Here is a 25,747-nt window from a genome sequence, read left to right as displayed (position 1 = left end):
TGTCTAATAATTACTGCTTGAGTTTTTAGATAAATATTTTATAACTTTTTTGGAGACTTTATTGCCGTTAAAATAGCACCACTCAGCGCCGTGAAATCCACCAAGAATATTACCGGCCACAAACCACCCGGGTTCAGAAAGTTGATAATCCGGTCCGACTACCGGCTTGCGCGATGGAAGCTCTACCTTCAGATTCCCCACCAACGCCAACTCGCTGTTAGGAATAAGCTCTCCGCAAATTGCAACTCCATCACATTTAATGAATTCACCATTGGAAAATTTGATACCGGTAACGGCACCGGACCCAACGACAGTGACCGACTCCAATGAGTTTAGCCCATGATAAACGGGTTTGCTCCAACGCCGAAAATATAGGCGTTCAAATATGGAGCATTTAGGTTTTCGACCCTTATCCACAATAATCGCTTCTTCTGCTCCGGCTTTTCTTAATTTGGCTGCCGCTGCATAGGCAATCAGATCAGAACCGATGATAACAGGATTTCGCATAGGCAATAAGCTATGTTTATCTATCAGTTGGAGAAGTTGCTTCGTGAAAAACACTCTCATTGGTCTTGAACCCATCATAAATCCACGTTCTGCGGTTGTTTCTTCTCTGGAACCGCATGCCATGATTATGACATCCGCAGTCAGCCTATTTTTCCCTTCAGCCGGATTTACGAAAGTCACCTTTTTTTCTTTTGGCTCGATTTCAAGAACCTGACTTTGCAGCCGATATTCAATATTTCGTTTTGATATTTGAGATTCAAGCCACTTTGCATAATCTTCGCCGAATACGGGAACGCCCCCTCGTGACCATCTTATAAAAGTTCGTATTCCCCCTTTTTTCTTCTTATAAAATGATGGAATGCCGCCCAGTTCATCGTTTCGTTCGAGTATGAGGATGGACTTGATTCCCCTTTTGGACAATCCCACCGCAGCCCCTATTCCGGCTGGACCGCCGCCGATGATAATAACTTTAAAATGCTCAGCCGTTTTCAATTCGAACCCTAATTTTCTACTGCGTCGGATAACGGCGAAGCTGTTATCTCGGTCATTGGTCCATGCTTCGTAACTTTGTTTATCGGGATACCAAAATGATCCGATATTATCTCAGCAATTTTTATCTGACAGTCAAAACCTTGGCATCTGCCCATTTGAGCTCGCGTTCTCCTCTTAATCGCATCAAGCGTAAGTGGCCGCAATGGTGATGTGAGATGGTCCAAGATTTCACCCTGCGAGATTTGTTCGCAGTAACAGATTATTCTGCCATACTCCGAATTTTCCTTAACTAAATCTCCATTATCATAAGGCCTATTCCACCAGCCCGGCCAGCTGTTTTCGGAGCGGCTGTCCGAAGCGTTGGGATTATTTTCCAGAAATAATCCACATTTTTCTTGAAGCTCCTCGATCAAATACTCGGCTAAAGCAGGAGAAGATGTAAAGCCTGTTGATCGAATTCCGGTTACAGTCAGAATTCCGTCATGACCATCATTAGAATGAATCAGGTAACTTCCCTGAGTACAGTTGCAGCGGACTCCTGAAAAAGTTCCGATGACAGGATTATCTACCAATCTCGGAAACAATTTTGAAGCGCCTTCCAATAATAAATGAAACTTTTCAAGAGTAGTGTCGGTAACTTCCGCATCGCCGTTCGTAAAATCTTCTGCTGTGGGACCTGCGATCAAGTTGCCGAAAATAGTTGGAATAACCAGAACACCCTTAGTCTGCGCTGTGGGAATTGGTAAGAGAATCCTCTTGATTGACGAGCGACTGAATTTATCGAATATTAGAAACTGTCCCCGTCTCGGATTTATTTCAAATGCTTCTCCATCATATAGATCAGCCAGTTTCCGACTACCCAGACCTGCTACATTGACAATAATTCGCGTGTTGATCTGATATTCGTCCGCACTTACAAGTGTTTTAATTTCTTTATCCGCATTTAGAATATCTTTTATTTCGACTCCGAAAAGAATATCAGTGCCGTTTGCCATCGCTACTTCTGTATAGGCTACCGATGTTCCAAATGGATCAGAAATTGATTCTCTCGGAATTGATAGCGCTCGTATAACATCTTTCGAAATGTTCGGCTCATTCTTCAAAGCCTCTGCCCCGCTAATCAACCGGACATCATCAACACCGTTTTTCAATGCCTTTTCGTAAATAACATCTAATTGTTTATTCTGTTCATCATTAACAGCTATGAGCAGTGCGCCGCAATTCTCAACGGGAATCTTCAATTTCTCGGCTAATTCAGGCCATTGTCTGGAAGCCTTCGTAACTAACTGCGATTCCAAACTGCCCACCGGCGCATCAAATCCGGTATGAATAATAGCGCTGTTACCTTTACTTGTTGCTTCCCCTACATCAAAATTTTTGTCGAGTAAAAGTACCTTCAGTTTATACATGGACAACTTATATGCAAGAGCGCAGCCGACCACTCCGGCACCGACTATTACTATATCATAAAGTTTTTCACTTAACTGTGAGTTACCCGGGATTTGTAATGATGCGTTAAACTCTGCACCCGGCCAATTATACATCAGTCTTCCGACGGTATCCATTTATTTAACGTCGCTCCCATTACTCTGCGAAATGTAATTACGCTCCTTTTGTTTCAGGAAGAGCATTCCATTTCGGTATCATAAGAATCCCCGCTATCAAAACTGATGCGGAAAGAAATACAAAAACACCATTCCAACCCCAGCTCTCCTTAAAAAACCCGGGAATTGTTCCGCCAACAACAGCGCCAATTGAACCAAATCCATTTATCAGCCCGGAAGCGGTAGATGCGCCTTTTCTTGTCCCGAAATCAATTGCAGCAGTGGCGCTTACCAGCGAATCGGGACCAAAAATTAAAAACCCGACAAAAAATAAAAGAATCGCCGTTACTATACTACTCTGAACTGAAGCTAGGTCGTTGAAAAAGAACAGCAAAACTGCGAGAAGAAGCATAGAAATAACGCTGTACGGCATTCTACGCGAATTGAATACTTTGTCGGAAATATATCCCGCCGCTAAAACACTGAATGGGCCGGCCAAAAAGAAACTGGCGCTCACTATGGCAGACTCTGTCATCCCTGTGCCCAAAGTTTCGTTGATATATAATGGCCCCCAAAATAAGATAGCATAACGCGTCGGTTTAAGAAAAAAATACACTGCTCCTAATAGCAGAACCATCGGATTTTTCACAACCTCAAATATCGACTCCCATGATCCTTCTTCCGACTCAACTTTTGTCTGTTCGTCCTGACTAAGATCGGATTCTATCTCGTCGTGATATTCTTCAATAGCCGGTAAACCGAGGTCTTGCGGACGATTTTTTTGAAGCAGGAAGAATAATATCAGGATGATGATTAGGATAATCGCAGGAGCAAAAAATGCGTATCGCCAATTATTAAAATAAACCGCCATGATCCCGGCGAGAGGCGCTCCTATTAATCCGCCTATAGTATAATTTGTCGCCCACCAACCCATTATTACACCGCGTTCTCTCAAGGAAAACCAATTAGAGATATTTTTCGTGAGTGGCGCCCATCCGGTTGATTGACTTAACCCTTGTACAAGAGCAAAGACGCCGAATGCTAACACGAGAGATGATACTCCCATGGCAAATCCTGCAGATATTGATCCCAAGAGCCCGAACAACACGATTTTACGGGTACCTACTTTATCTCCTAATATCCCCCAAATAAATTGTCCTGCGGCGTAAGCAGCAAGATAAACGCCGTCAATAATTCCCATTTGTTCTGCGGTCATTTCAATGTTAGGATCCTCAAGGATTCCAATTTTGGCAATCGAAAAAGAAGCTCTCGTCAGATAAAACCCCACGTAAGCCAACCAGGTGATGCCAAAAACTCTCCAGCGCCAATATTCGTATTTTGCATCCTTTACAAACATATTTTTTCTGCTGACATTTATATTTGTGTCCTCATTTTAAGACTTTTAGATTTTCTGATATCTTACCTACTCAATTGTAATTAGCTTCAAAACCCCACGTTGGATCAACTGAGGGCAGTGCCAATCTACCACTACCACGTTTAAATAATAATAGATGCGCCCAACGCGATTTTTCAAAATCTATTACAGAAACTTTATCGAGCATGGCTTGATTTATATGAACTGTGAACTCCTTTTTAAGCGATCGTATTTTTTCTTCGAGAAGCGTTTGAGATTTTTCTATATAAGCATAGCGTTTTGTCAGATTTTCAAATTCTCTGAACGTAGGCTCATTACCGTTAACGGTTTTAAATCGAGATTTATGATTATTAAAATAATTCAACGCCGTAGTTTCGTCAATTTCCACGTTCTTCGTAAAGAATCGCCGTGTTTCTTCATAAACCCATTTATCACGCCACATCTGTAATTGTTCCCGCACATCAGGCGATTTATCTAATCCTTGTTCTGCAGCTTCTTTTGCTAAAAAGTAGTCCCGAATGGAGAGAGCTATTTGATGTTTAAGTTCCCTACGGAAATGCTCTGCTTTTGAAGGATCAATTTTCACGGAAGCGGGATTAAAATGAGTTATAAATACCTTTAGCGACCACTGCCCACCATCAAAGATAATAAACGTTTTTTCCAAATTATCATTCAAATGTTGCATTGCCGGTTCGGTATTGCCTGCCTTTTCAAGAGATTCTGAGAAGCTGTACGCGTTCTTACCTTGCTTCCTCCATTCGGCTAAAGCATCAGCAAATATTTGAAACGTTTTGCCTTTCGTAACGACATTCTTAGGCGTCATAAAATTTGAGACAAACTTTGTGGTCTCTAAATTGAGCTTTCGATAATATAGAATTTGTTCATACCGCTTATAAGTATATTGATAGTCATAATCCGAAATCCCTTCCCTCAGGATATCAGTCACCTGAAACAAATAATACGCCCGGTTGTATTCTACGGGCTCCGAAAGTTCGCCGATTTCAAGATTTTTAATTGACTCCAGCAGCTCGGGTGGAAAATCCATCCATGTCAGGTAGTCTGTTTCCAAATTTTCTTGAGCCATCTTTGTGTTTCCGCGCTCCTGCATTGCTCGGAATAAATATTCGGACGCCTCCAATGTGGGCCTTACCCAGTATCTGAGCTTCCATCCTACCGTTGATTTCGAAATGGCTTCTTTAATTTCTTCGGGCGATATTTTTATCTTTTCATCTACTTCGTTCTTAAAGATCTCTTCCACAAGTAGTTCTTGCAGCAATCGTTTTTCGAGAATTTGCAAGTGTTCCGTTTTGTCCAACCCTAAACGATAACCTTCCAAGGAAAGTAATTTTTCATTGATCATAAAATCCAAATAGGAAAGTTTTCTGTCAGGATTCTTTTTTAAGTTTGCAAATCCAAATTCATAGTTTAATAAAAACTCCGTAACATTAATTGTGTGCTCTCCAACTTGTGCCAGAATATCCGTTTCTAATTTATTTTCTTGTTTGCCGCAGCCACTAAATGATATAAGCAGAAGAGTAATGACTACTGAAATATCAACAAAATTGAATTTAATTCTAACCATATAAAATGCTATCTACAGTTGCTGATAAGATACTGAATAAAATTAATCAAAATTTTAAACCGAGGCTAAAATTATGAACCGTATTCAGTATCCCCCAATTAACATAACCATAATCAACTACTATTTTCATGGAGGAACGTGACGGAGAAACACTTAAGCCGGCGCCTAAAGACAATCCGCTTGTACGATCAGAGAGAAATAGAGATCGGTATCCAGCCCGTAAGGCAAATGTCTTGTGTATCAGATATTCGGCGCCAAGATTTATGGTTTCTTCATCATTATTGGGATGCAATAGATCTACCGCAAGGATCAAATCGGTTTGATCGGAAAGCACCGGACGGTCATAGGAAATACCGAAGCGAAAAAGGAGCGGCAGTGTAAAGGAGTCCGTTTCATAACTTACCGGAATATTTTCGACCCCTTCATTGAGAATATCCGGATCAAGTACATTGCGTATATCTCTTCCGGAAAGCCGCATATCTGTACCAAAATTAGAAATGCTGAATCCCATTTTTAATCCGTCAAATTGTGTTGTATACATCCCCCCTACGTCAATAGCAAATCCGGTAGCGCTGCTATTCCAAATTCTCTGGTTAATATATTTTGTATTTATCCCGAATGAAAACCTATCTGTTAAATTTAGAGCTAACGTAACGCCAACAGCCAAATCCTGAGCAGAGTAAAATTCTCCCGTTCCTTGTTCTTGCCCGACTATCCGCACCGGTTGCTCATCCGTTCCAAATACGATAGTATTTACGCCCAGTACAAAGATTCCACCAATTGGCGTAACAATGCCGGTATAATCGTAGTTTGTATCCAATAGCCAATTAATATGAATAAAACTTGCTTCGAATCCCGAGATTTTTCCGATACCGGCCGGATTCCAATACATCGCTGTAGCATCGTCTGCCAGTGAGACAAATGCACCACCCATAGATTGAGCGCGCGCGCCAACACCAATTTCTAAGAATGCGGCAGCGCTTGTTCCGACGTTAGTTCCGCTATTACTGAATACTCCGCTTTTCTGAGCAGACACCTCGTTAAAAAGGGCGAAAAATAGCAGGAGAACCGCGAATAGAAATGTTCGATATGAATCTATAAACGTTAGTTTATCCAGCTTATTTCCAAACACACTTCGTATTGTCATCGTCTCATCTATTTTATAATTGCGAATTTACCCATTTTTTGGCCAATTCCGGGCGCTTCCACGTGAAAGAAGTAAATACCATATGCTATCTCAAGTCCATCGCTTGTCGTTAAATCCCAAGATTCACGACCATTATCCCTAAATCCAACATGTTCAATAACTTGTACTAATTTTCCGCTGACTGTGAATATTCGTATCGTACACTCAATCGGCAGGTTAACAAAATCAATTCGCCTCTCACCCCTTCCGGTCAAAGCGGCTGCTTGTTTTCGCTCTAAAGAATTAACCGCTACGTAAGGATCAGGAACTACGAAGATATTATCCAGTACATTTTCTGTTTTGGGTGCGCTCTCTTCCCATCCCCTCATCGAAAATTCATAAATATCTCGGGAGGAGAAAGGTTTTATTGTTTTTACAACTAATTTATCACCCTGTTTAGGTAATACGGGATCCAATCCGGTTACAATATCAAAATTTATTTTCCAAGTAGTCGTAATATTTCTGCTACCCAAGCGTTCTGCGATAATGGTTATCTCATCACCGACACTAAGAGTACTATCTTTAACAGAACCTGTTTCTACAAATAGAAATTCCAACTTCAGATCATCAGTAGTATTCCAAACTTGAAATTTAACCGGTATTCGAAAAGCTGCGAAGGATGAAAAAGAAGTGTCGGCAAAATCATCAAAAATTCGAATTTCGAAATCAAATGGCGCTCTTACTACCGGAACGCCTTCTGTCACATCCAGGTTGGTCTTTCCTGTCCATTCAATACTAACAATCTCCGCTGCTGCATCATTTACGAAATCGAATTTCAATCCATCAACAACCACTATCTCAAGTTCTCCTGAATCAAATTGGTCTGCGCCGCCAGTGAGCAAGATTTCTCCGGATACCTGATCAATAATTGTGTACTCTGTGGTCAGATGCTCCAAAGTTGAATCATCAGTAAAAAAGATTTCGTAATTTCTGTTTTCAATATCATTCGGATCAACAATTTTTACTATTACACTGCCCGTGGCTGCTCCCTCAATATGTTCTATGCCGGATTCAAATACAGGAGCTTGATTTCCCGCAGCCGGCTCTCGAGGAACTACAACAGCGACATTTCGCTCCAGAGAGATCACGTTACCAAGAATATCGACTTCAATTCGTTTCCTGGATTCGGTAGGAGAAATCGGCTCAAGAAATTCTTTATCGGAGATACCACGATCAAAAAAATCAATGTCGTAACCCAGGTCTACAGAAACGACGGCATAATAGTATGTTCGTCCATTATCCACTGTTGTATCAATGAATGAATGCTTTAGTCCTGTATCGTCGCCCATATCATAACTTATTCCCAGACCTTCAAGCGGTATTGGATGAGGCCCCACAAGTCCATCAATCTTGTCGAATTGCGCAATAGGCTCCCATAGAAGAGCATTCCCGAATGCATCCGTGATAGTTTTGATAGAATTAAAAAACGGGTCGGTTGATCTGTAAATTTTATACATTCCAAAATCATTGCCATAAATCGGGTCACGGGAACGTTCAGCAGCATTATCCCATAATAAAAATACTTTACCATCTCCCGCGGTTGCTTTCAATGTAGAATTTATTGGAGGTTTTACAAAATTGAAATCGGAATCATAGATTCTCTGCATAGTTCTTTTGTTTCGAAGAATATCTTCAAAGTCATTACCAAATAAATTTGCAATGGCAAAACTCTCTGTAGCGCCGGGCTGAATATCAAAAAATCCGCTACCGTATGTAAAGGATATATCAAAACCGAACTTTGGTTCATTAAACGTACCGGGTACTATCTTTGTCTGCCAATAATCTTCATCATCCCGTGGAACAAAATTTCCACCTGTTCCACCGCCGAAAAAACTTGTTAAACCAATCTGGTCTATTTCGTCATTATCCGTAAATTCAAAATTAGGTTCTCCAAGATCATGAATTCCATTCCCCTCTGTACCATCGGGATCCGGACCCGGATATCCCGGGTCAAAAGGCCCCAACCCATCAGAACCAACGTCATCGTTAAGATCCTCAACATCTAAATTCCCATTACCGTTCAGGTCTTCACCTGTATCTAAAACACCGTTTAGATTTAAATCCTCAAAATCCCAGGTACCGCTACCGTCGCTATCAGTAAACGAAACCCAGTCACCGTCATTGTCGATACCGTCTTCCTGACTCTCATCAATCAATCCATCGCCATCGTTATCAAGTCCATCAATGAGACCGGGGCTTTGCAGGAACGCAAAACCAAAATACCCTGTCTTCCGTCCTTGAAGATCTAATCCATCCAAATCCCATTGAAAAGTGATGTCATCATCAATATCAAAATCTGAAATATCATCTTCTGAATCTCCCCGTCCAACATCTGCATCTATATACATACCTACAATATTCTTGTTCAGCGGTTTTCCGCTGACATTTTTAATTTGGTAGATAGATATAAGAATGTCTTCTGCCAGGGGATTACTCCACTGAAAATTGCGTACTTCCACCTGCAGCCCTACACCCTGACTGCCGCCTTGCAAAAATGGTGTGGGGTCATCAAAAGGGAAATATGGAAATTCATCATTACTCCGATCATCTATAACATAATAACTTTCTTGATCGGCTCGAACAAAGGCTCCAAAAAGACCATTCCATTTATTGCGTCGAGTCCCTGCTTCTCCCGGGAAACTCCCATCAGGCCAATCGAATGGCCATGTTTCTGGTAAATGACTCATTGCCGGAAACTCTACTTTATTTATTAGTTGCCGGTCTAACTCGCCGTTATTGTTTAGATCTTCACCCTCGTCTAATATTCCATTGCCGTTAATATCCTCATCCACTCCGAGCGTTATTTCTCCATCGTTAAAATATCCAGGCAGGGGTTCCCATCCCCAGTTATGGTCTTCGGGAGAAGGCACATCACGACTGCCACCTGTATATCTGTCAGATATGATATGAAGTGTATCACCGTTATCGGTAACAACTTCCGAGGCTACCCAGAATATGAATTCAAATCCGTACGTTACGCCACTACCTGCAGGCCACTCCATTCGTGCTTCCGCTAACGTTCGGCTTCCAATATTTCCAAAATTTGAATAGGCGCTACGAATAAGATTTCCTGTGTGAACTCCGGTTCGATTAAGAAAAAAGCTAAAAGACGGTTTGGTCAATTTTGATGTATCGCCTTTATCTTGCGCATTTAGCTGAAATGCAAAAAGTAATATCAGTATAAGGTGAAATCTTAAACTCCCCATAAACGTTTTCTTAAGATTTTTTCTATCGATTTTCATATCCTTTATTTCCCAAACGCGATTGAAAGCCCTAATTCAACTTTGCGCGGCTCAGAATACCAGTCCTGACGAATATCTACATCCTGCAGTGTGAAAAGATTTACAAGCCTGGCTGTATCTAATTCTTTTTCTATTTCAAATCGATGGTCTCTGCCGGCTTTTCCGGTTACAGGGAAAACAGTTAGTTCGTTGGCTTTATCATAAATATTAAAGACTCGCAGGAATAATGATGCGGATCTTTTACCAAGTAAGAAATTCTTTCTTATAAACATATCAACACTGTGTTGCAATGGCTTATTTTCAGTATTTTTAAACTTGGATTTTATATCTAATCTTAATAGTTCCGGCGTATAAGGCTGACCGCTGGAAAATCGCCCTATGAAACTGACTGTCCAGGCATTAATATTTCCTGCCAATGTAGCATTTAGTGTATGCCTTTGATCCCAGTCCAAAGATAAAAGCTGCTTTTCCGCATCCTCAATAACTCCTCCCGCCGCGCCTGCTGTTTGAATAATAGCAATGTTGTTTGGATCAGATTCACTGCCCCTACCTACTTGAAATGTGTAATCGAGCGAACCGGATAAAAATCCGCCGACTTTCGAGACAGCCAATGTAAACCCTCTGTTTGTACCATTATCAATGTTGACTCTTTGTAAGTAGCTACTAAAATTACCAATCTGTCGTACAATTTCAAGACCAACAAGATTCTTGAAATCGGAATAAAAAATTGTCAGGTCGAGACCAATATTATCAAAGACCTCCTGCTGTAAACCAATTTCATACGCTACTGTTTTTTGCGGCTTCAGATCCGGATTCCCTACAACAGGTCCGCTTATACCGCTTACTTTGTATTCTGAGTTATCGAAAATAAACTCAAATGGCGGAGTCTTAAAGAAATGACCATAAGCTACGTGCAACACTCCTTTATCAGAAATTGGATATGCAATGCCAAACCGGGGACTAAGCTGTTTTTGTGTCTTCACATCCTGTAATGAAGTAGCGCTCAGGAGACTGACACTCCCTAAAGCGGGATTCACTCGTGGATCTACGAGTGTGCTATGATCCGGACTAAACCAATCAAACCGCAGACCCATATTTAGAATAAGCTCGTTTAGTTCAACAGTATTTTGCGCATATAGAGCCAGCTCGGTAGGTTTATGATCATATCGAATATCACTAAATCCGGTATTGCCGGTTAAGGTCAATTGCGGCGCTACCAGTAATGCTTCCCTTGATTGGCTTAAGAATTCATCGAAAGATAGAGTGGCATCCGAGGGGAAAAAATTAGACCCTACTGCGGCATCATCGGAAAATTCCGGCGTAGTGCTTCTGAAGGAAACTCTGTGCCTGATAATTTCGCCACCAATCTTGAGAAGATTAGTATTATCAATCTGCCATGTAACATCTGCTTTTGCCAAAAATTTATCGTTTTCAATCTTTTCGATTCCGCTCTTGGTTCCTCCAAGATTAAAACGGTCACGCGACGGAGAAACTGTCTGCAATCGTTCGTCGATAATATCTTCGAATAGAAATGATTCGTTTCTGCGATTTGTGTAACTGAAGGCGACATTGTAAAACATATTTTGACTTAGAGTATGGTTGAAATTTAATAAATGAATCTGGCTTCTCTTCTTCGAATTTTTCAATGCATCAGGTGTAAACCGATAATCATCATCGTAAATTTTACCTGTTTCATCCTCAAAGAATAAACCATATGTGGCATTCATAACCTGATTAATTTTGTAGATTAACTTTAAGTTTAAGAATAATCGTTCTTTCGGATTCATAGGAACAATTGATCCATCACCGGTCAAAAGAGAATCAGGAATAGAAATTATATCATTTTGTACAGAAGGATCATTAGGGAATTTTCTTCTAAACCAGGTATCGTAAGCCGAAATTTTCCATCCATCTTCGGGTAGAGCTAATTGCCTGCCTGTTAGGAACCCATCATCAACCAAATGACGACCATAAAAATAAAATCCCAACTTTGAACTGCCGGCTATCGGTCCGCTGATATTACCCTCAATATTGCGCTCATTAGTAGGACTGAAATCATTTGCTCCTAAAAATATATCGTTATTACTACTTATTCTATCTCCCGAATAAAAAAGTATTGAGCCGGTATATTTAGTGCCGGGATTTTTCGTAATAACGTTGATGACTCCGGATTGTGCTTGTCCGTATTCTGCGTTGAACGTTCCGCTAATCACTTGTAACTGTTGAATATTACCGCTTTCAAGACCTATTAAGCTTCCACCGCCGGATGAAAATTGGTCGCTTATCGGAATTCCATCCACCAGGTATGCCACCTCGTTCGTCCTCCCGCCTCGGATGTGAATACCGCCGCTTCTGTCAAGAACGACACCTGCCTGTAATTGGACTAAGTCCGTCAAACTTTGTACGGGTAGTTCATCAATTTGTTCAGCGCTCATAATTGATGCTGAATTTGTACGTCCCATTTCGACAATTGGTCGTTCTGCAACTACTATTACTTCACCGCCTTCAATCATTTTTTGAGATAAGTTAAAGTTCTGTGTTGTGGTCAAGTCAACACTGACTTCCACTGATACCGATGTTGAAGCATATCCAATGTACGAAGCATTCAATATATGTTTCCCCGGGAAAACATTGAGTATTATAAAATACCCATCTCCATCTGTCGCAGCGCCTAAAGTTGATTCGAGGATTTTGACGTTTACACCGGGCAGCGGAGTTCCGGTTTCCGCATCAACTACGCGCCCCTTTAATTTTCCTTTAGTTCCGGCATACAGCACAGATGAAGAATGAAATAACAGGATACTCAGGGTAAAGATGGATAGATACAAAAACGCTTTTTTAATAAATGTGAAAGTTCTATCCAAATTGTATATCAATTCAGGATCTAATTATAATTTTTTTACAGCTCTCTAATAAGCAGTAATTATCTATAATAAAATTAAAAGGGGAGAATATAATTTTCTCCCCTCTTAATGTTTCTTCCACAGCCTATGAAATCCTTTCGGTCAATATAAGCTGTTTAAAACTCATCTTCATCATATTACTTAAGATAAAGCATGCGTTTTATTATACTTGATTGAGCATTGACACTTGCTCCGGACCCGAAAGTGAGTTTATAAAAATAGATACCACTCACTACATCTACTCCGCTTGTATTCTGTCCAAACCATATTGCAGTGTGAGAACCTGCGCTTTGGCTTGTATTTACAAGGGAGATTATTTCCTTGCCGAGAATATCATAAATAACCAATTTTACATCTCCGGTATTGGCAAGTGTGTAATTGATTGTAGTAGTGCCGTTAAACGGATTCGGATAATTCTGTGCTAAAGTGATAGCCTTTGGTAGGCTGGCAACTTTACTGTCTTCAACACCGGTTATTACTCCGGCATTATCGACATCAACAGCGGATGGACTGAAAGTCGTGAAGCTGTTGGCTCCATCCGGAGGAGAATAAATTCTAAACGCTTCGAATGAACTATTAACGATCATAACATTACCGGCTGCATCAACACCAACGTCGCGGATGCTATTTCCAGCACCGCCACCAAGGTCTACGGTACCGGTATCAACTACCGACTGAGCTGCAGCGAAACTTGCTCCTAAAGCGCCAGTGCTCATATTGTATGCAATGACATTGTGCAATGGTCGTTCTGCGCCTTTACGAGTTACATAAACTCGGCCGCCTGCCTCGTCCAATGCGAGTCCGTTGAAGTTCGTCGCTTGTGTGCCATTAGTATTTTGTGGCTCGGTATGATCTGGTGCAGAATTGAGATTCACATGCCATACTTCAACCGGTGATGCGCCAGAAATATCCCATTTACTTAGTCCGAAAACATTATTGGCTGATGCTAATGTATCATGAGCTTGCTGTACTACATATAGAAAGCCAGCAGCGTCTATTTCTATGCGAAATGGATTACTCAATGTTGTTGTAGGAATTACTACCGTTCCGGAGCCTGTGAAAAGCGCATTTGTCTCGCCTAACGCATAACTCTTGATCTCTGCCGTATCAAATCCGTCACCGTCAGTGAAACTGTCATTATCCGAACCGGTTCTTGCTCCGGTCTGTTCGACTGTATATAACACCCGGTCTGCACCCGTACCAACAACTATAGCGTCTGATATGGGGTTGTGGTTTGATAGATCAGAGAAATCCAATAAAGTAACGACACTACCTGTTGAGAAATCAGCATCACCAACTGCTATTCCACCTTTTTTAGGCGTATCACGGTTACTTGCGAGACTAAATACATAAACCTGATCATCGGGTCCAACTGTTACACCCCAAGGAGATCCTTCATCGGAAAATCCTGCTGCCCAATCTACATCTGCATTACCTGATGCAAATGCAACTGATTGTTGACCACCACGATATTTTCCGAAAGAGTCGTGTAGATACAATCCTCTATCGGTCTGAATTCCACCTGTATTTCCGGATTTTCCTCCTGTACGTTCGGTAACATAAGCTGTACCGAATTGAGTGCTGCCGTTTCTGTTATTTGATGCAACACCCGAAGAACTCCAATACCAACTATCAGGACCGGTATCAAAACTGAGCAGTTCATATCCTGAAGAACCTGTATCGTCTGATGCTAATATTTCTATAGTATATACTCCTGATGTAGCGCTGCCTCCTGCGGCAAAGCTTCCATCCCATTCTACATCGTTAAATCCTGTTAATGTTCCTGCATTACCGCCTGCAATGGTAATGGTCTGAACAACACTGCCAGTAGAATTATCTGTAATAGTAATAACAACAGACGTCGCGTCCTGATTAAGATTGTAAGTAATTGTAGCGGGAAACGTTCCGCTATAAGCTACTGTAACCGACGAAGCATAAACATTAGCTTTTACTTCCGTCACGCCAAACAATAAGGCCGTGAGCAGAAATATCATCGTTACTGTTTTTTTCATCTTTTTACCTCCATGAACCATTTTGTATCATTCATTTGATTTTGGCACTGTGCCAATCCACATTTCCTTGGATTTACTTTCTCCTTATTGATTATAATAATTATTATTAATCGACAATTTTAAACTCCTTGCTGCAAATCCTGGCCATTATTCTTCGCCGAGATTAAGTTCGAAATTTCATATAGCATTAGTTCCAATATCATCAACTGAGATATCCGTGCCTGACAGGAATAGCTCCCCAATAGATTTGTTGGAACTCCGGTTGCAAGTACATATTGAGAAACGTCAGCTAATGGTGACGGTGAGAAATTCGTGATTCCTACCGTAATTGAACCATGTTCCTTCGCCGTCTTTAAGGCGGATACAACTTCCTGTGTTTCACCTGAATGTGAAATTCCGATGACCATATCCCCCCTATTAAAGGTAGACATAACATTTTGGATAATAGAACGATCACTCAAAAATGTGCTGAAAATTCCAAGGCTTCCGAGAGAATCACAAAAAATATGCGCTACTCCTGATGAGCCGCCTAAACCTATCAATAAGATCTTACCTGCCCGAGAGATCTCGTAAGCAAGTGTCTTCATCGTATCTTCATCAAGATTGCCAAGAGTAGATTCCATCTGGTGTTGAAAATTTTTCTGAAGGACTTCCTTGACATTGAATTTGCCTTCATTTTTATCTACGTCAATATACGCTTTCTTACCACTGCGAAGAAGTTCCGGAACAAGAGAGATTTTAAAGTCCGCAAATCCTAAATATCCTAATGACCTGCAAAACCGTAGAACAGTCGCATCGCTGGTTCCGCATTTTTTAGCGAGTCCCTGGAGGGAGAGAAGCACTGCTTCATCCATGTGATTCTGAGTGTAATCGGCCACACGCTTTTCTGATTTCCTGAGGGAATTATATCTATTATTTATCAGAAAAATCGGGCTTTTTGTATCAGTATTCGAGATTGCTCACCTTATAATTATGGCTAAAAGTATATATTTTAACACAATATGTAGTTACTACAACATAAACAGACATATATATGTTTATTTTACTACCTTCTTAAACAATAGTTACAATTTGTGCAAATAAATGTCAAGCTAAAATTATCTGAATAGATCAGGATATTTAAATTTTGAGACACAATTCTCAGGTAACTCAATACTAAACCATTTATAGATAGGCTAAATAATAGTCAGATATTGATTGTTCTAACATTTAAAACTTTTATATTATTCACGGATTAAAAGAGGGGAAATTTTGGACACCAAACATATAAATATTTTTGACGAAGCTACTTTTACTGATAACGGAATTGTGACAAAGGTTTTATCCGAGACAGAATCCGCAAAATACGTATTATTCTGTATGAAGAAAGATACAGAATTATCTGAGCACACATCAACATCGGAAGCAGTTGTAACGGTGGTAAGCGGCAAAGGAGTTTTCACATTAGAAGGAGAAGTGATTCAAATGGTTCCGGGTGTTTTCATCCCAATGGAGCCGAATGCGAAACACGCTATAAGCGCCGAAGAAGACTTGATCTTCGTTTTAGGACTTACGGGATAGATTAAAATCTCAGCATGACCAATCAACAAAGTCTTCCAAGGCAACTGGAATTCAATTTCGGCTTTGTAAGAGCTTCGATTCTTTTAGCTTTGACGGCCGGATTTGCGATAGCAGCTCATCTTTCGTTCACAATAGGGTTTGATTTCCAAATGAGTAAAGGGTTTTACGCCTTTATTCAGATTCACGGGCACACACAACTTCTCGGTTGGCTCGGCCTGATGATAATCGGAATCAGCCTTCATTTCATTCCGAGGCTCACTCATTCTCCAATAGGAAACCCCTCAATTTTAAAACGTATCTTATTTCTTTTAACGACAGGACTCGCGTTACGGATTCTTGCGGGCTCTGTCCTACCCTATTTGCAGAGTGGGACAGCCGGATATTTTATTACATCTATATTTATAGCCTTATCCGCGTTATTTGAATTAGCCGGAATACTTCTTTATCTGTACACGTTGATTTCAATTATCAAAAAATCGATAAAGCTTTCGGACGCTTTTAATGATGTCAAACCGTTCCTGTTCGTGATGGTTTCCGGATTCCTCCTTTATGGCCTGCTAAATACCTTATTAATTATGCTTATGATATTCACGGGCGACTCAGTACTTGACCAGAATTGGAATGAGATTCTCACACGTTTGTTTCTCAGCTTGATCGTCCTGCCGATTACTTTTATTTTCTCCATACGACTTTTCCCACTTTTGTTCAGTGTAGAACCTATGAAAAAAGTCTCCGTGTATCTCGGTCTGTCGTATGGAATTTCAGTATTTGTTGATATCGTATTAAGTTCAGTGGGTTTATTGGGGATAGATAGCCAATTGACGAATTTTCTTTTGACCTTGAGTGGATTTCTCATTCCATCGCTTATAATATACCTCATCCTTTCACTCAAAATTTTGAAATTACCTCTAATCAACAGGTTGCCGACTGAAATATTGAGCGTGGCGGAAAGATGGTCTTATATTTCGATACGAGTAGCCTATTTATGGCTGCTTTTGTCTTCCATATTAGAGCTGACCTCACATTTTCAGATGGTTTTAGGATATGACGTAGTTGCAGGAACCGATGCCATCAAACATATACAGCTGCTCGGATTTGCTTCTATGCTTGTTTTTGGGGTTGGCTCCAAAATGCTGCCGGGATTTATCGGTCGAAGAGAAATTTACTCTGGAAAACTCGTTGTCGCCGCATTCTGGCTTCTCCTCTTATCGGCAATATTCAGGGTAACCCCTGTTCTGTTGCCGTACGCAGTTGTTGAAATTATCCCTTATGGGGAACAGCTGATGGGAGCGATGTTCGCCCTGTCGGGTATATTGGGAATGATAGCAATCGCTGCGTTTGGATGGAATTTAAGGAAAACAAATCTCTTCCAATCATAAAAAATAAAAGATTGTCAGGCATTATGCCGTATAAATATTTATATTTCTACCTGAACAATTCGAGGAGAAATAATGGAAATAATAAATATCGCTGAAAAGCTGGACTCTTTCAGTGATCATTGGAGCCCTAAAATTATCGCGGAACTCAACGGACAGCATGTACGACTCTCAAAGTTTAAGGGTGAATTTATCTGGCATTCTCACGAAAATGAGGATGAGATGTTTCTTGTCATAAAGGGGATTTTAACACTCAGTTTTCGGGATGGTGATAAAATTCTGAATGAGGGTGAATTTATAGTCGTACCCAAAGGAGTTGAACATAAGCCTTCTGCGGAGGAAGAAGTATCCGTTTTGATGTTCGAACCTGCATCTGCACGCAACACAGGAAACATTGACGACGATTTTACCGTAAATAACTTAGATCGGATTTAATACTTTAATACGGAGCAGTGATTTGAAAAATCATATTCAGCTTGCAATAACCGGATCAAAGGACTATTGGTCGTTGCCCTCATCCACCAACTTTCTTTCTTATATGGAGGAAGCGGGCAAGATTGCAGAATTGTATGTATATCCCGGAGCAGCGCATGCTTACGCTCAGCCGTTATTCAATGGGGGCAAAATACTACGATAAAGAAGCTACTCGGCTTACGTGGCTCCTTACTGAGGATTTTCTTAAAAGGCACCTATAGCCCTTCGTTCGGGATAAATTAACCGGAACTGAATTACTAAATCTATTGATTTAGCTACTTTCGTAGATTAAGTTTCACACTTAAATTTAAATGGTAAAGGACGAAAATGATTACGTGTGAAAAATGCGCAACTGAAAACAATGATGCTTCAAAATTCTGTTCAAAATGCGGAGATTCTCTGCAATCTATAGATAAAACCAAACGATTTTGTTCCACTTGCGGCAGCGAAGTCCCGCTTGGTTCTAATTTTTGCATCTCCTGCGGAGCTGAAGTGTCAACCGGAAAAGGGGCTATCAGACCTGACCGAACGCAGGCGAAGGCACAGAAAAAACGAGTTTCTAAAGCAATTCCTACCAGGAGAAAAAACGGTGTTCTTGCATTGTTAATTTCAGTGCCTGTGCTTTCTATTCTTTTTTACCAAATTATGCAGCAGGAAGATTCTACTACTACTCGTATTGATCTCAACACTGTGTCCGGAATGTCCGCTCCACGGGGCAACCGACCGACAATTGATTCCGATGCTATGGCGCCTGTTATGCAGAAATTAGAAGAACTTAATGACCGCATAGATAGTGACCCGAACGATTTTCATGCTTATCTCGAACTTGGAAGTATGTACGCCACCATCGGCCGTTATGAGGAAGCCAGCGAGTATTTTGAAAGTTACGTTGAGTTACAGCCGGATGACGGACGAGTCAAAATTTCTCTTGCTGAGATGTACGCAAACTCGGGAAATACGGAAAAAGCGAAATTCCATCTCGAAGAAGCCTTAAGAGTTGATCCAAAGGATGAATTCGCGCTTTACAATCTTGGTATCATTTTAGCGACTATGGGCGACAAGACAGGCGCACGTGAGGCATGGGAACAGCTGGCAGAACAAAATCCGGACAGCGAAATAGGAATTTCCGCCAAAGAAAATCTTGACAATCTGTAGCGAGACTTTTTAAGGAATATCATGTTATTATCAATTTTTATGCTGAAAATATTTTCAATAACGGCGCTTACTACGTTATTGCTTTCCGGTTATCTCGGATTCGAGCCAATGGGAATGCCACATCCGCTTTTTGCGCTTCCCACAATATTATTGATCTATATAAACGACATTCTCACGATTTTCTATTTCGTCCAAACTGGCAGAGGAGTTAAGGACGGCGCCGAAGAAGCCGGCATTGATATTCCCGAACTCACAGAAATTCGTCGGAATCACGGCGTTGCTTCAAAGGGCGCCACAATGAATATCATTTATATTACTATAGCCGCCGTCTTTGGCGGAACTACAGTTTTCCCCTCGTGGGGTTCAACTGTTCATGGAATAGTGGCTTTAATCGTCGTAGTTCTTTATCTGAAAGGAACATTCGATTCGTTCAAATATCTCTGGCGAAACTCGGAATATATGAATACGATTGCTGCGAGTTATCGTGAGGCTATGAACGTTCCCTCAAATGGCAGCAGTACCAAACAGATTGATGAATAATGGAGTAATATCAGTTATCTTGCTGATCCCTTCCTGAAATTTCTTCTTTTCCTTTCCCCATACAATAGTTGTCACCGGATTTCGGGTATGAGTTTTAACTGAAACGTCTTCCAGGTTTCCATGATCGCTTGAAATTATAACGGTGTGTTCGCTCAGATCAAGTGAGTCAAATATTCCGTCTAAATATTCGTCCATTTTTATTACCTGATTGATTGCCATATCCAAATCCTTTTTATGTCCAATAGTGTCTGTTTGGACATACTCGAATAAAGTAAGGTCATGATCTTTTACAATACCCGCAAGAACAATGCCCGACTCAAACGGAGTCCGTTTCTTAACATCATACCCTTCTGCAATCAGATATTCATTTGTGAGATCATGGAAAACAGCTTTCCCGGCGTTCAGATCTTCAAGATAATTTATTTTTATTTCGGCAGTTAACAGTATATGAGTAGTAGCGCTTATCATCTTATCGGGTCGCTCAAAATATTTTCTGTGGTAGGCATTAGCGAATGTTACTTTATTTCCATTATTGCTCAGATCTTTTAAGATATTAGTAGATTGCAATATTGCTCTCAGTGAAGGTGTAGGAAAACCGCTAAGATGTCTTCCGATTTCTTTCTGTGCATTTATTCCTGAAAATAATGAGGTCTGCCCCGTTGCGCTTTGCGGCAAACCCTTTACTCCCAGACAGGCATCTGTTGGGATAGTTATGCCATCATTCTGCGGAGAAATCTCGGGCTCATTATTATCCAGGAATGAAGTGAAATATTTTGAATCTGCAGCGGCAAAAGGGTTTACGCTTTTGTCACGTTTACCAATTCCAATTCCATCTATAAATAAAAATAAAAAACTCAAATCTCTGTTAATCTCTTTCTGAATCTGATTCCGACTCTTTAATAATAGATGTTCCTTGCGATAAAACAAGAAAATCCTGCTAATCTAAATTTTACATCTTATTGCCTTTCAAACCTGCAAAGGATAGTTTTAGCGCTATATGAAGAAAACACTTATTTTACTCCTCATCAGTTTGATAAGCTCTGTTATATGGGCTCAGGACAAAACTGATAATAAAATTATTTCTCATCGTAAATCTTTTTTTCCTATCAGCATAAAAAGTAAAAACCGGCCTACTGTGGCAGTAGTGCTCGGAGGCGGAGGTGCGAGAGGGATTTCCCATATTGGAGCGTTGAAAGTTCTTGAGGAATGGAACATCCCTATAGATATGATAATAGGCGTCAGCATGGGAAGTATTATAGGAGGACTTTACGCCGCAGGTTATACTCCTTCTGAACTTGAGGATTTCGTATTAAGTTCAGATTGGGACGATCTCCTAAAAGATGATTTAGAACGGAAAACTCTTCTTGCAAGTCAACAGGAAGAAGGAGAGAATTTCAACCTTTCCTTTCGATTCAAAGGCATTAAACCATATATACCTTTAGGGCTGTCTTCGGGACAAAAACTTAGAAGACGCTTGAACAGGTTATTTCTTCAAGCCCCTTACAACAGCAGTACAAATTTTGACGATTTTAAAATACCGTTTAGATCGGTCGTATTGGATTTAAATTCCGGAAAGCCCATAGTATTCTCCGAGGGCGATATTGTGGAAATATTAAGAGCAAGTATTGCGATTCCCCTGATTATATCTCCTATCGAAAAAGACGGAATGCTCCTTACCGATGGAGGCATCGTAAACGCGCTTCCAACTGACGTTGCTCGGGATTTAGGCGCCGATATTGTGATTGCGTTCGATGTAGTATCACCTTTGAGAAATCCTGAAGACCTAAGACTTCCCTGGGAAATAGCCGATCAAATCATCACTATAATGATGCAACCCGCGCTTGAAAATCTCCGGAAACTCGCCGATGTATTAGTAACGCCGCAATTATCTTCGAGGCTACCAACAGATTTTTCCAACCTGTCTGAATTGATTGATGCGGGAAGAATCGCAACAGAAGAAATAATCTCGGATATTAATTTGCTTTTAAATGCCGGGGAAGAGGAAAGGATAGGTTTCGCAGATAGCTTGCAGAAAGACTATCAGGATTTAAACCAAAGCACTATCACCATTTCTAAAGTTACCTTATCAGGAAATTCAGAATACTCTACCGAAGAATTACTCAAGGCTTCAGGATTTCATAATAACCGAATTTATAATGCACAATCATTTGATGAAGCTCTCGAATCAATGATAAGAATATACCGTAATGGCGGCTATTCTTTAGCTGCTGTACATAGCGTTTCGTATGACTCCACGTCTTCGTCTCTTGATATTAAAATTAACGAGGGATTGATAAATTCGATCTCTATAGAGGGAAACTACTTTACATCGGATCATGTAATTTTCGGAGAGTTTCCAATGACAGCCGGGGATTTATTCAACATTCGAGAAGCAGACAGAGGATTAAATAATATATATGCCACACGGTTTTTCAGACAAGTTTCACTTTCCGTCGAAAAAGCCGGCGAAGAGCATAAAATAATTCTCAGGGTTGTAGAGCAGCCGTATATCAGAGTGTTAATCGGAATAAGATCTGACCGAGAACGAAACACAATTGGTAAGATAGAAATCAGACATGAAAATTTGTTCGGCAGCGGGAATAGCATTTCACTGTCAGGAACTTTCGGTGAACGCGATATTGCCGTTCGTCTTCGTTATCGTACGCCACGATTGGGAAATAGTTTTCTCACTAATGGAATTAAATTTGATTTCGGCGAAAAAAAACATCATCTATACGGAAGCAATGCTGTTCGGGTAGGCGAATACGAGGAACGCAGATTTGAAGGGTCATTTCTTATCGGCGCACAGGTGAGAAGATTTGGCTCCGCTACAGGCGAAATATTGTTAATTAATTCCAAAATTAAGGGGTTGAGCGAACGCGGATTCGGTGTTGAATCCATAAACGATATAGTTGCCATCAGACTCCGTTCTACCGTGGACCGCCGGAACAAAATTTCAATTCCGACAGAAGGATTGTACAGCCGCTTCAGTTATACTTTTGCTTCCAGGTCGTTCAGCAGCGAAATCGGATACACATCTTTAGAATGGATAATCGAAAATTATAATACGATTAATAATAGATTGACTTTTCGGCCATATTTTAGATTTGCGATCGGCGATTTGACTCTCCCATTTTCCGAACAGTTCCGATTAGGCGGCAGATCAGAGATTTATGGTACAAGAGAGAACAGATTTGTTGCTCGAAAACTCTTTCATACCAGTTTTGAAATCAGGTATCGTATGCCCGTGAATTCATTCGTTAATACATATATCTCTTTAAGATATGATGTCGGGCAGGCTGTGGGAAACCCGGAGACGCCATTTTCGATTGATGATTTCATTTCGGGTTATGGCGGAGCGCTGATCATTGAAACGCCAATAGGTCCTGCCGGTATTGAGTGGGGAAGAAGTTCAGAAGGTATTGAACGATTGTATATTACGGCTGGATACGAATTTTAGAAAGGTAAGTCTCAGCCCTTAAAGCGTAATACCCGCATACCGTTAGCAATAACTATTAAACTTGCTCCCATATCCGCGGCAACCGCCATCCACAGGGTTGCCAGCCCGAACGGCGCCATCAGCATGAATAACGCTTTTATTCCTATAGCGAAGCTGATATTTTGTTTTACAATTTTAAGGGACTTCTTCGCAAGCGATATTCCGAATGGAAGTCTGGTCAGATCATCCGACATAAGCGCCACATCAGCTGTTTCTATCGCCTGATCAGAACCTGCGGAACCCATAGCAACACCAACATCCGCTGCGGCCAGCGCCGGTGTATCGTTCACACCGTCCCCCACCATCATTGTTTTATATCCGTTTCTGGTCAGTTCGGAAACAATATTCATCTTGTCTTCCGGCATCAATTCACCTCGAAAATCGGTTATTCCCGCTACTTCTGCTGCGGCAGCTGCTGTTCTGCTGTTATCCCCCGTAAGTAGTAAAACTTTTTCCACTCCCAGAGATTTTAACTGCGCCACCACTTTATTCGCAATAGGACGAACTACGTCTTGGATTGCTATGACACCGATTGGAGATTTTTCTTCCCATACCAGCACCGCCGTCCTTCCAGCCTCTTCGATTCTTTCAAGTGTTTCCTCTATCTCTGAATTGCAGAGACCTGATTTTTCAAAATATTTGTGATTTCCCACATAAAACTGTTTTCCGTTAACAACAGCATGCGTGCCTTCTCCGGGATGATTATGCAGTTTTTCGCCTTTCACAAACTCGGCTCCCATATTTTCTGCTGCGGTTAGAACAGCCTTTGCAACAGGATGTTCCGATGCCGATTCCACTGCTGCGGCTGTGCTCATTATATTTTCACGAGACATCCCATTTAGCGGCAATATATCCACCACCTCAGGCTTCCCTTCCGTAATTGTTCCTGTTTTGTCCAATATCACAGCGTTAATATTCGCCATCGCTTCGAGATAATTTCCTCCCTTGATCAGAACACCGGACCTTGCCGCACGAGTTAAACCACTCACAATTGTTACAGGAGTGGAAATTACCAATGCGCACGGACAAGCCACTACAAGAAGAACCAAGCTGCGATAAAACCATATGTTGAATGGCTCGTTGAACAGCAGGGTTGGTACTAAAACCATAAAAATTGAGCTCGCTACGACTGACGGCGTATAATATCGCGAAAATTTATCCACGAATTTTTCAGATGGTGATTTGTTGTTTCTCGCCTCTTCCACCAACTTTACGATAGTGGATAACGTGCTCTCTGAAGAAATCCTCGTAACTCTGATTTTAAGAGCGCTGTCCCCGTTTATACTTCCGGCATAAACAGAATCGCCTTCAGCTTTCTCAACCGGAATACTTTCTCCTGTGATAGGCGCCTGGTTTACAAAACCGTTACTTTGTGTTATTTCTCCGTCCAATGGAATTCGTTCACCCGGCCTCACCGATAGAAGTTCACCGACTCCGACTTCATCGATCTTAACCGTTTCAAAATTGCCGTCTTCCCGTATCACTCTTGCGTTTTCGGGAGCCATTCCCATAAGAGAGTGTATTGCTTCTCTGGCTCTGTTCAAACTTCCTGCCTCAAGAAGTTCTGCTATGCTAAAAAGAAATATTACCATAGCGCCTTCAAGCCATTCTCCGATAAAGGCAGCTCCGATAACTGCAACCGTCATAAGGAAATTCATATCGAGAGTAAATGTTTTTACCGCAAAATAAGATTTACGCGCGGCGGTAAAACCGCTCAGGATCATCGCGGCAATATAGAAAGGAAGTACCGGTACATTTATTGTGTCGAAAAGATTTATAGCTGCGCCTGTGGCAATCAGTAAACCGGAAAGCGTTGTAAAAATTACTCTCGTTCGAAGTTTGTTATCGCCCCCAGACTTTTGCTCTTTACCTTCAAGTTCGGCTCTGAAACCTGCTCCGGAAATAGACTGAATGATGGCATGCGAACTCAGGCTGTGTTCGACGGTCAGCCGCTCCCCTATCAAATCAAAATTCAGATTATGGATGCCTTCGACCTTATCGAGCTGATTACGGATAATCTTTTCCTCATCGGCACAATCCATCCCGCTGATCTTAAAACTTGATAGTTGTTTATCGTTTTCTCCGACAGTATAGCCGAGCGATTTTACAGTATCGGATATCTTATAAGAAGAAATAATCGAAGGATCGAATCTGATGCTCATATCGCCGTTCAATACATTTACATCAGCTTCTTCCACACCTTCCAAGCCCACTATAGTTTTTTCAATAGTTTGGGCGCAGTTCTGACAATCTACTCCACGAATTTCTATCTGTGCCGCTTCTAATTCAGACATTGAGAT

General features: G+C 41.1%; 18 protein-coding genes. 7 read left to right on the top strand and 11 right to left on the bottom strand.

From position 1 onward, the window contains the following. Nucleotides 1-3: 3 nt before the first annotated feature. From IIB39_01580 to IIB39_01540, 9 genes are all read right to left on the bottom strand, one after another. Complete coding sequence (locus IIB39_01580) at nt 4-999, bottom strand: NAD(P)/FAD-dependent oxidoreductase (GenBank protein MCH8927389.1); 996 nt, start codon at nt 997-999, stop codon at nt 4-6. An 8-nt stretch (nt 1,000-1,007) separates the two neighbouring features. After that, nucleotides 1,008-2,564 carry an NAD(P)/FAD-dependent oxidoreductase gene (locus tag IIB39_01575; protein MCH8927388.1) on the bottom strand — a complete coding sequence of 519 codons (1,557 nt, stop codon included), beginning with the start codon at nt 2,562-2,564 and terminating at the stop codon, nt 1,008-1,010. Between the two features lie 37 nt (nt 2,565-2,601). Next, the gene (locus IIB39_01570) at nt 2,602-3,900 is read right to left on the bottom strand and encodes an MFS transporter (protein MCH8927387.1); all 1,299 of its coding nucleotides are present in this window, start codon (nt 3,898-3,900) and stop codon (nt 2,602-2,604) included. 70 nt (nt 3,901-3,970) lie between these two features. Further along, nucleotides 3,971-5,500 carry a hypothetical protein gene (locus IIB39_01565; GenBank protein MCH8927386.1) on the bottom strand — a complete coding sequence of 510 codons (1,530 nt, stop codon included), beginning with the start codon at nt 5,498-5,500 and terminating at the stop codon, nt 3,971-3,973. Nucleotides 5,501-5,546: 46 nt separating this feature from the next. Beyond that, a complete protein-coding gene (locus IIB39_01560; protein MCH8927385.1) occupies nt 5,547-6,647 on the bottom strand; it encodes a PorV/PorQ family protein in 1,101 nt (366 codons plus the stop codon). Between the two features lie 8 nt (nt 6,648-6,655). Next, the gene (locus IIB39_01555; protein MCH8927384.1) at nt 6,656-9,928 is read right to left on the bottom strand and encodes a hypothetical protein; all 3,273 of its coding nucleotides are present in this window, start codon (nt 9,926-9,928) and stop codon (nt 6,656-6,658) included. A 5-nt stretch (nt 9,929-9,933) separates the two neighbouring features. Then, entirely contained in the window at nt 9,934-12,792 is a 2,859-nt protein-coding gene (locus tag IIB39_01550) for a TonB-dependent receptor (protein MCH8927383.1), read from the bottom strand. A 176-nt stretch (nt 12,793-12,968) separates the two neighbouring features. Continuing rightward, complete coding sequence (locus tag IIB39_01545) at nt 12,969-14,843, bottom strand: T9SS type A sorting domain-containing protein (GenBank protein MCH8927382.1); 1,875 nt, start codon at nt 14,841-14,843, stop codon at nt 12,969-12,971. A gap of 119 nt (nt 14,844-14,962) precedes the next feature. Continuing rightward, nucleotides 14,963-15,721 carry a MurR/RpiR family transcriptional regulator gene (locus IIB39_01540; protein ID MCH8927381.1) on the bottom strand — a complete coding sequence of 253 codons (759 nt, stop codon included), beginning with the start codon at nt 15,719-15,721 and terminating at the stop codon, nt 14,963-14,965. 373 nt (nt 15,722-16,094) lie between these two features. Between IIB39_01540 and IIB39_01535 the strand changes: the two genes are divergently transcribed. From IIB39_01535 to IIB39_01510, 6 genes are all read left to right on the top strand, one after another. After that, on the top strand, nt 16,095-16,403 hold the full coding sequence (locus tag IIB39_01535; protein ID MCH8927380.1) for a cupin domain-containing protein: 309 nt from the start codon (nt 16,095-16,097) through the stop codon (nt 16,401-16,403). Nucleotides 16,404-16,417: 14 nt separating this feature from the next. Then, complete coding sequence (locus IIB39_01530) at nt 16,418-17,782, top strand: hypothetical protein (GenBank protein MCH8927379.1); 1,365 nt, start codon at nt 16,418-16,420, stop codon at nt 17,780-17,782. Nucleotides 17,783-17,854: 72 nt separating this feature from the next. Further along, entirely contained in the window at nt 17,855-18,214 is a 360-nt protein-coding gene (locus IIB39_01525) for a cupin domain-containing protein (protein MCH8927378.1), read from the top strand. A gap of 22 nt (nt 18,215-18,236) precedes the next feature. Then, on the top strand, nt 18,237-18,416 hold the full coding sequence (locus tag IIB39_01520) for a hypothetical protein (protein ID MCH8927377.1): 180 nt from the start codon (nt 18,237-18,239) through the stop codon (nt 18,414-18,416). A gap of 164 nt (nt 18,417-18,580) precedes the next feature. Continuing rightward, complete coding sequence (locus tag IIB39_01515) at nt 18,581-19,408, top strand: tetratricopeptide repeat protein (protein MCH8927376.1); 828 nt, start codon at nt 18,581-18,583, stop codon at nt 19,406-19,408. 21 nt (nt 19,409-19,429) lie between these two features. After that, nucleotides 19,430-19,948 carry a hypothetical protein gene (locus IIB39_01510; GenBank protein ID MCH8927375.1) on the top strand — a complete coding sequence of 173 codons (519 nt, stop codon included), beginning with the start codon at nt 19,430-19,432 and terminating at the stop codon, nt 19,946-19,948. On the opposite strand, the gene IIB39_01505 is transcribed toward IIB39_01510, so the two are convergent. Then, on the bottom strand, nt 19,913-20,806 hold the full coding sequence (locus IIB39_01505; GenBank protein ID MCH8927374.1) for an alkaline phosphatase family protein: 894 nt from the start codon (nt 20,804-20,806) through the stop codon (nt 19,913-19,915). The genes IIB39_01510 and IIB39_01505 overlap by 36 nt on opposite strands. 139 nt (nt 20,807-20,945) lie before the next feature. On the opposite strand from IIB39_01505, the gene IIB39_01500 reads away from it, so the two are divergent. After that, nucleotides 20,946-23,408 (top strand): patatin-like phospholipase family protein, encoded by a 2,463-nt coding sequence (locus IIB39_01500; GenBank protein MCH8927373.1) that lies wholly within the window; start codon nt 20,946-20,948, stop codon nt 23,406-23,408. A gap of 11 nt (nt 23,409-23,419) precedes the next feature. On the opposite strand, the gene cadA is transcribed toward IIB39_01500, so the two are convergent. Then, complete coding sequence (gene cadA / locus IIB39_01495) at nt 23,420-25,741, bottom strand: cadmium-translocating P-type ATPase (GenBank protein ID MCH8927372.1); 2,322 nt, start codon at nt 25,739-25,741, stop codon at nt 23,420-23,422. Nucleotides 25,742-25,747 lie beyond the last annotated feature (6 nt).

The organism is Candidatus Neomarinimicrobiota bacterium, from assembly GCA_022573815.1.
In the GTDB taxonomy this organism is placed as follows: domain Bacteria; phylum Fidelibacterota; class SORT01; order SORT01; family SORT01; genus JACZTG01.
The sequence above is the reverse complement of the archived record's forward strand: the minus strand, read 5'-3'. Positions and strand labels throughout refer to the sequence as shown.

Excerpts from the sequence above, each read along its gene's own strand:
- IIB39_01575 (MCH8927388.1), bottom strand. The coding sequence starts at position 2,564 with ATGGATACCGTCGGAAGACTGATGTATAATTGGCCGGGTGCAGAGTTT.
- IIB39_01570 (MCH8927387.1), bottom strand. The coding sequence starts at position 3,900 with ATGTTTGTAAAGGATGCAAAATACGAATATTGGCGCTGGAGAGTTTTT.
- IIB39_01565 (MCH8927386.1), bottom strand. The coding sequence starts at position 5,500 with ATGGTTAGAATTAAATTCAATTTTGTTGATATTTCAGTAGTCATTACT.
- IIB39_01560 (MCH8927385.1), bottom strand. The coding sequence starts at position 6,647 with ATGACAATACGAAGTGTGTTTGGAAATAAGCTGGATAAACTAACGTTT.
- IIB39_01555 (MCH8927384.1), bottom strand. The coding sequence starts at position 9,928 with ATGAAAATCGATAGAAAAAATCTTAAGAAAACGTTTATGGGGAGTTTA.
- IIB39_01545 (MCH8927382.1), bottom strand. The coding sequence starts at position 14,843 with ATGAAAAAAACAGTAACGATGATATTTCTGCTCACGGCCTTATTGTTT.
- IIB39_01530 (MCH8927379.1), top strand. The coding sequence starts at position 16,418 with ATGACCAATCAACAAAGTCTTCCAAGGCAACTGGAATTCAATTTCGGC.
- IIB39_01525 (MCH8927378.1), top strand. The coding sequence starts at position 17,855 with ATGGAAATAATAAATATCGCTGAAAAGCTGGACTCTTTCAGTGATCAT.
- IIB39_01515 (MCH8927376.1), top strand. The coding sequence starts at position 18,581 with ATGATTACGTGTGAAAAATGCGCAACTGAAAACAATGATGCTTCAAAA.
- IIB39_01510 (MCH8927375.1), top strand. The coding sequence starts at position 19,430 with ATGTTATTATCAATTTTTATGCTGAAAATATTTTCAATAACGGCGCTT.
- IIB39_01500 (MCH8927373.1), top strand. The coding sequence starts at position 20,946 with ATGAAGAAAACACTTATTTTACTCCTCATCAGTTTGATAAGCTCTGTT.
- cadA (MCH8927372.1), bottom strand. The coding sequence starts at position 25,741 with ATGTCTGAATTAGAAGCGGCACAGATAGAAATTCGTGGAGTAGATTGT.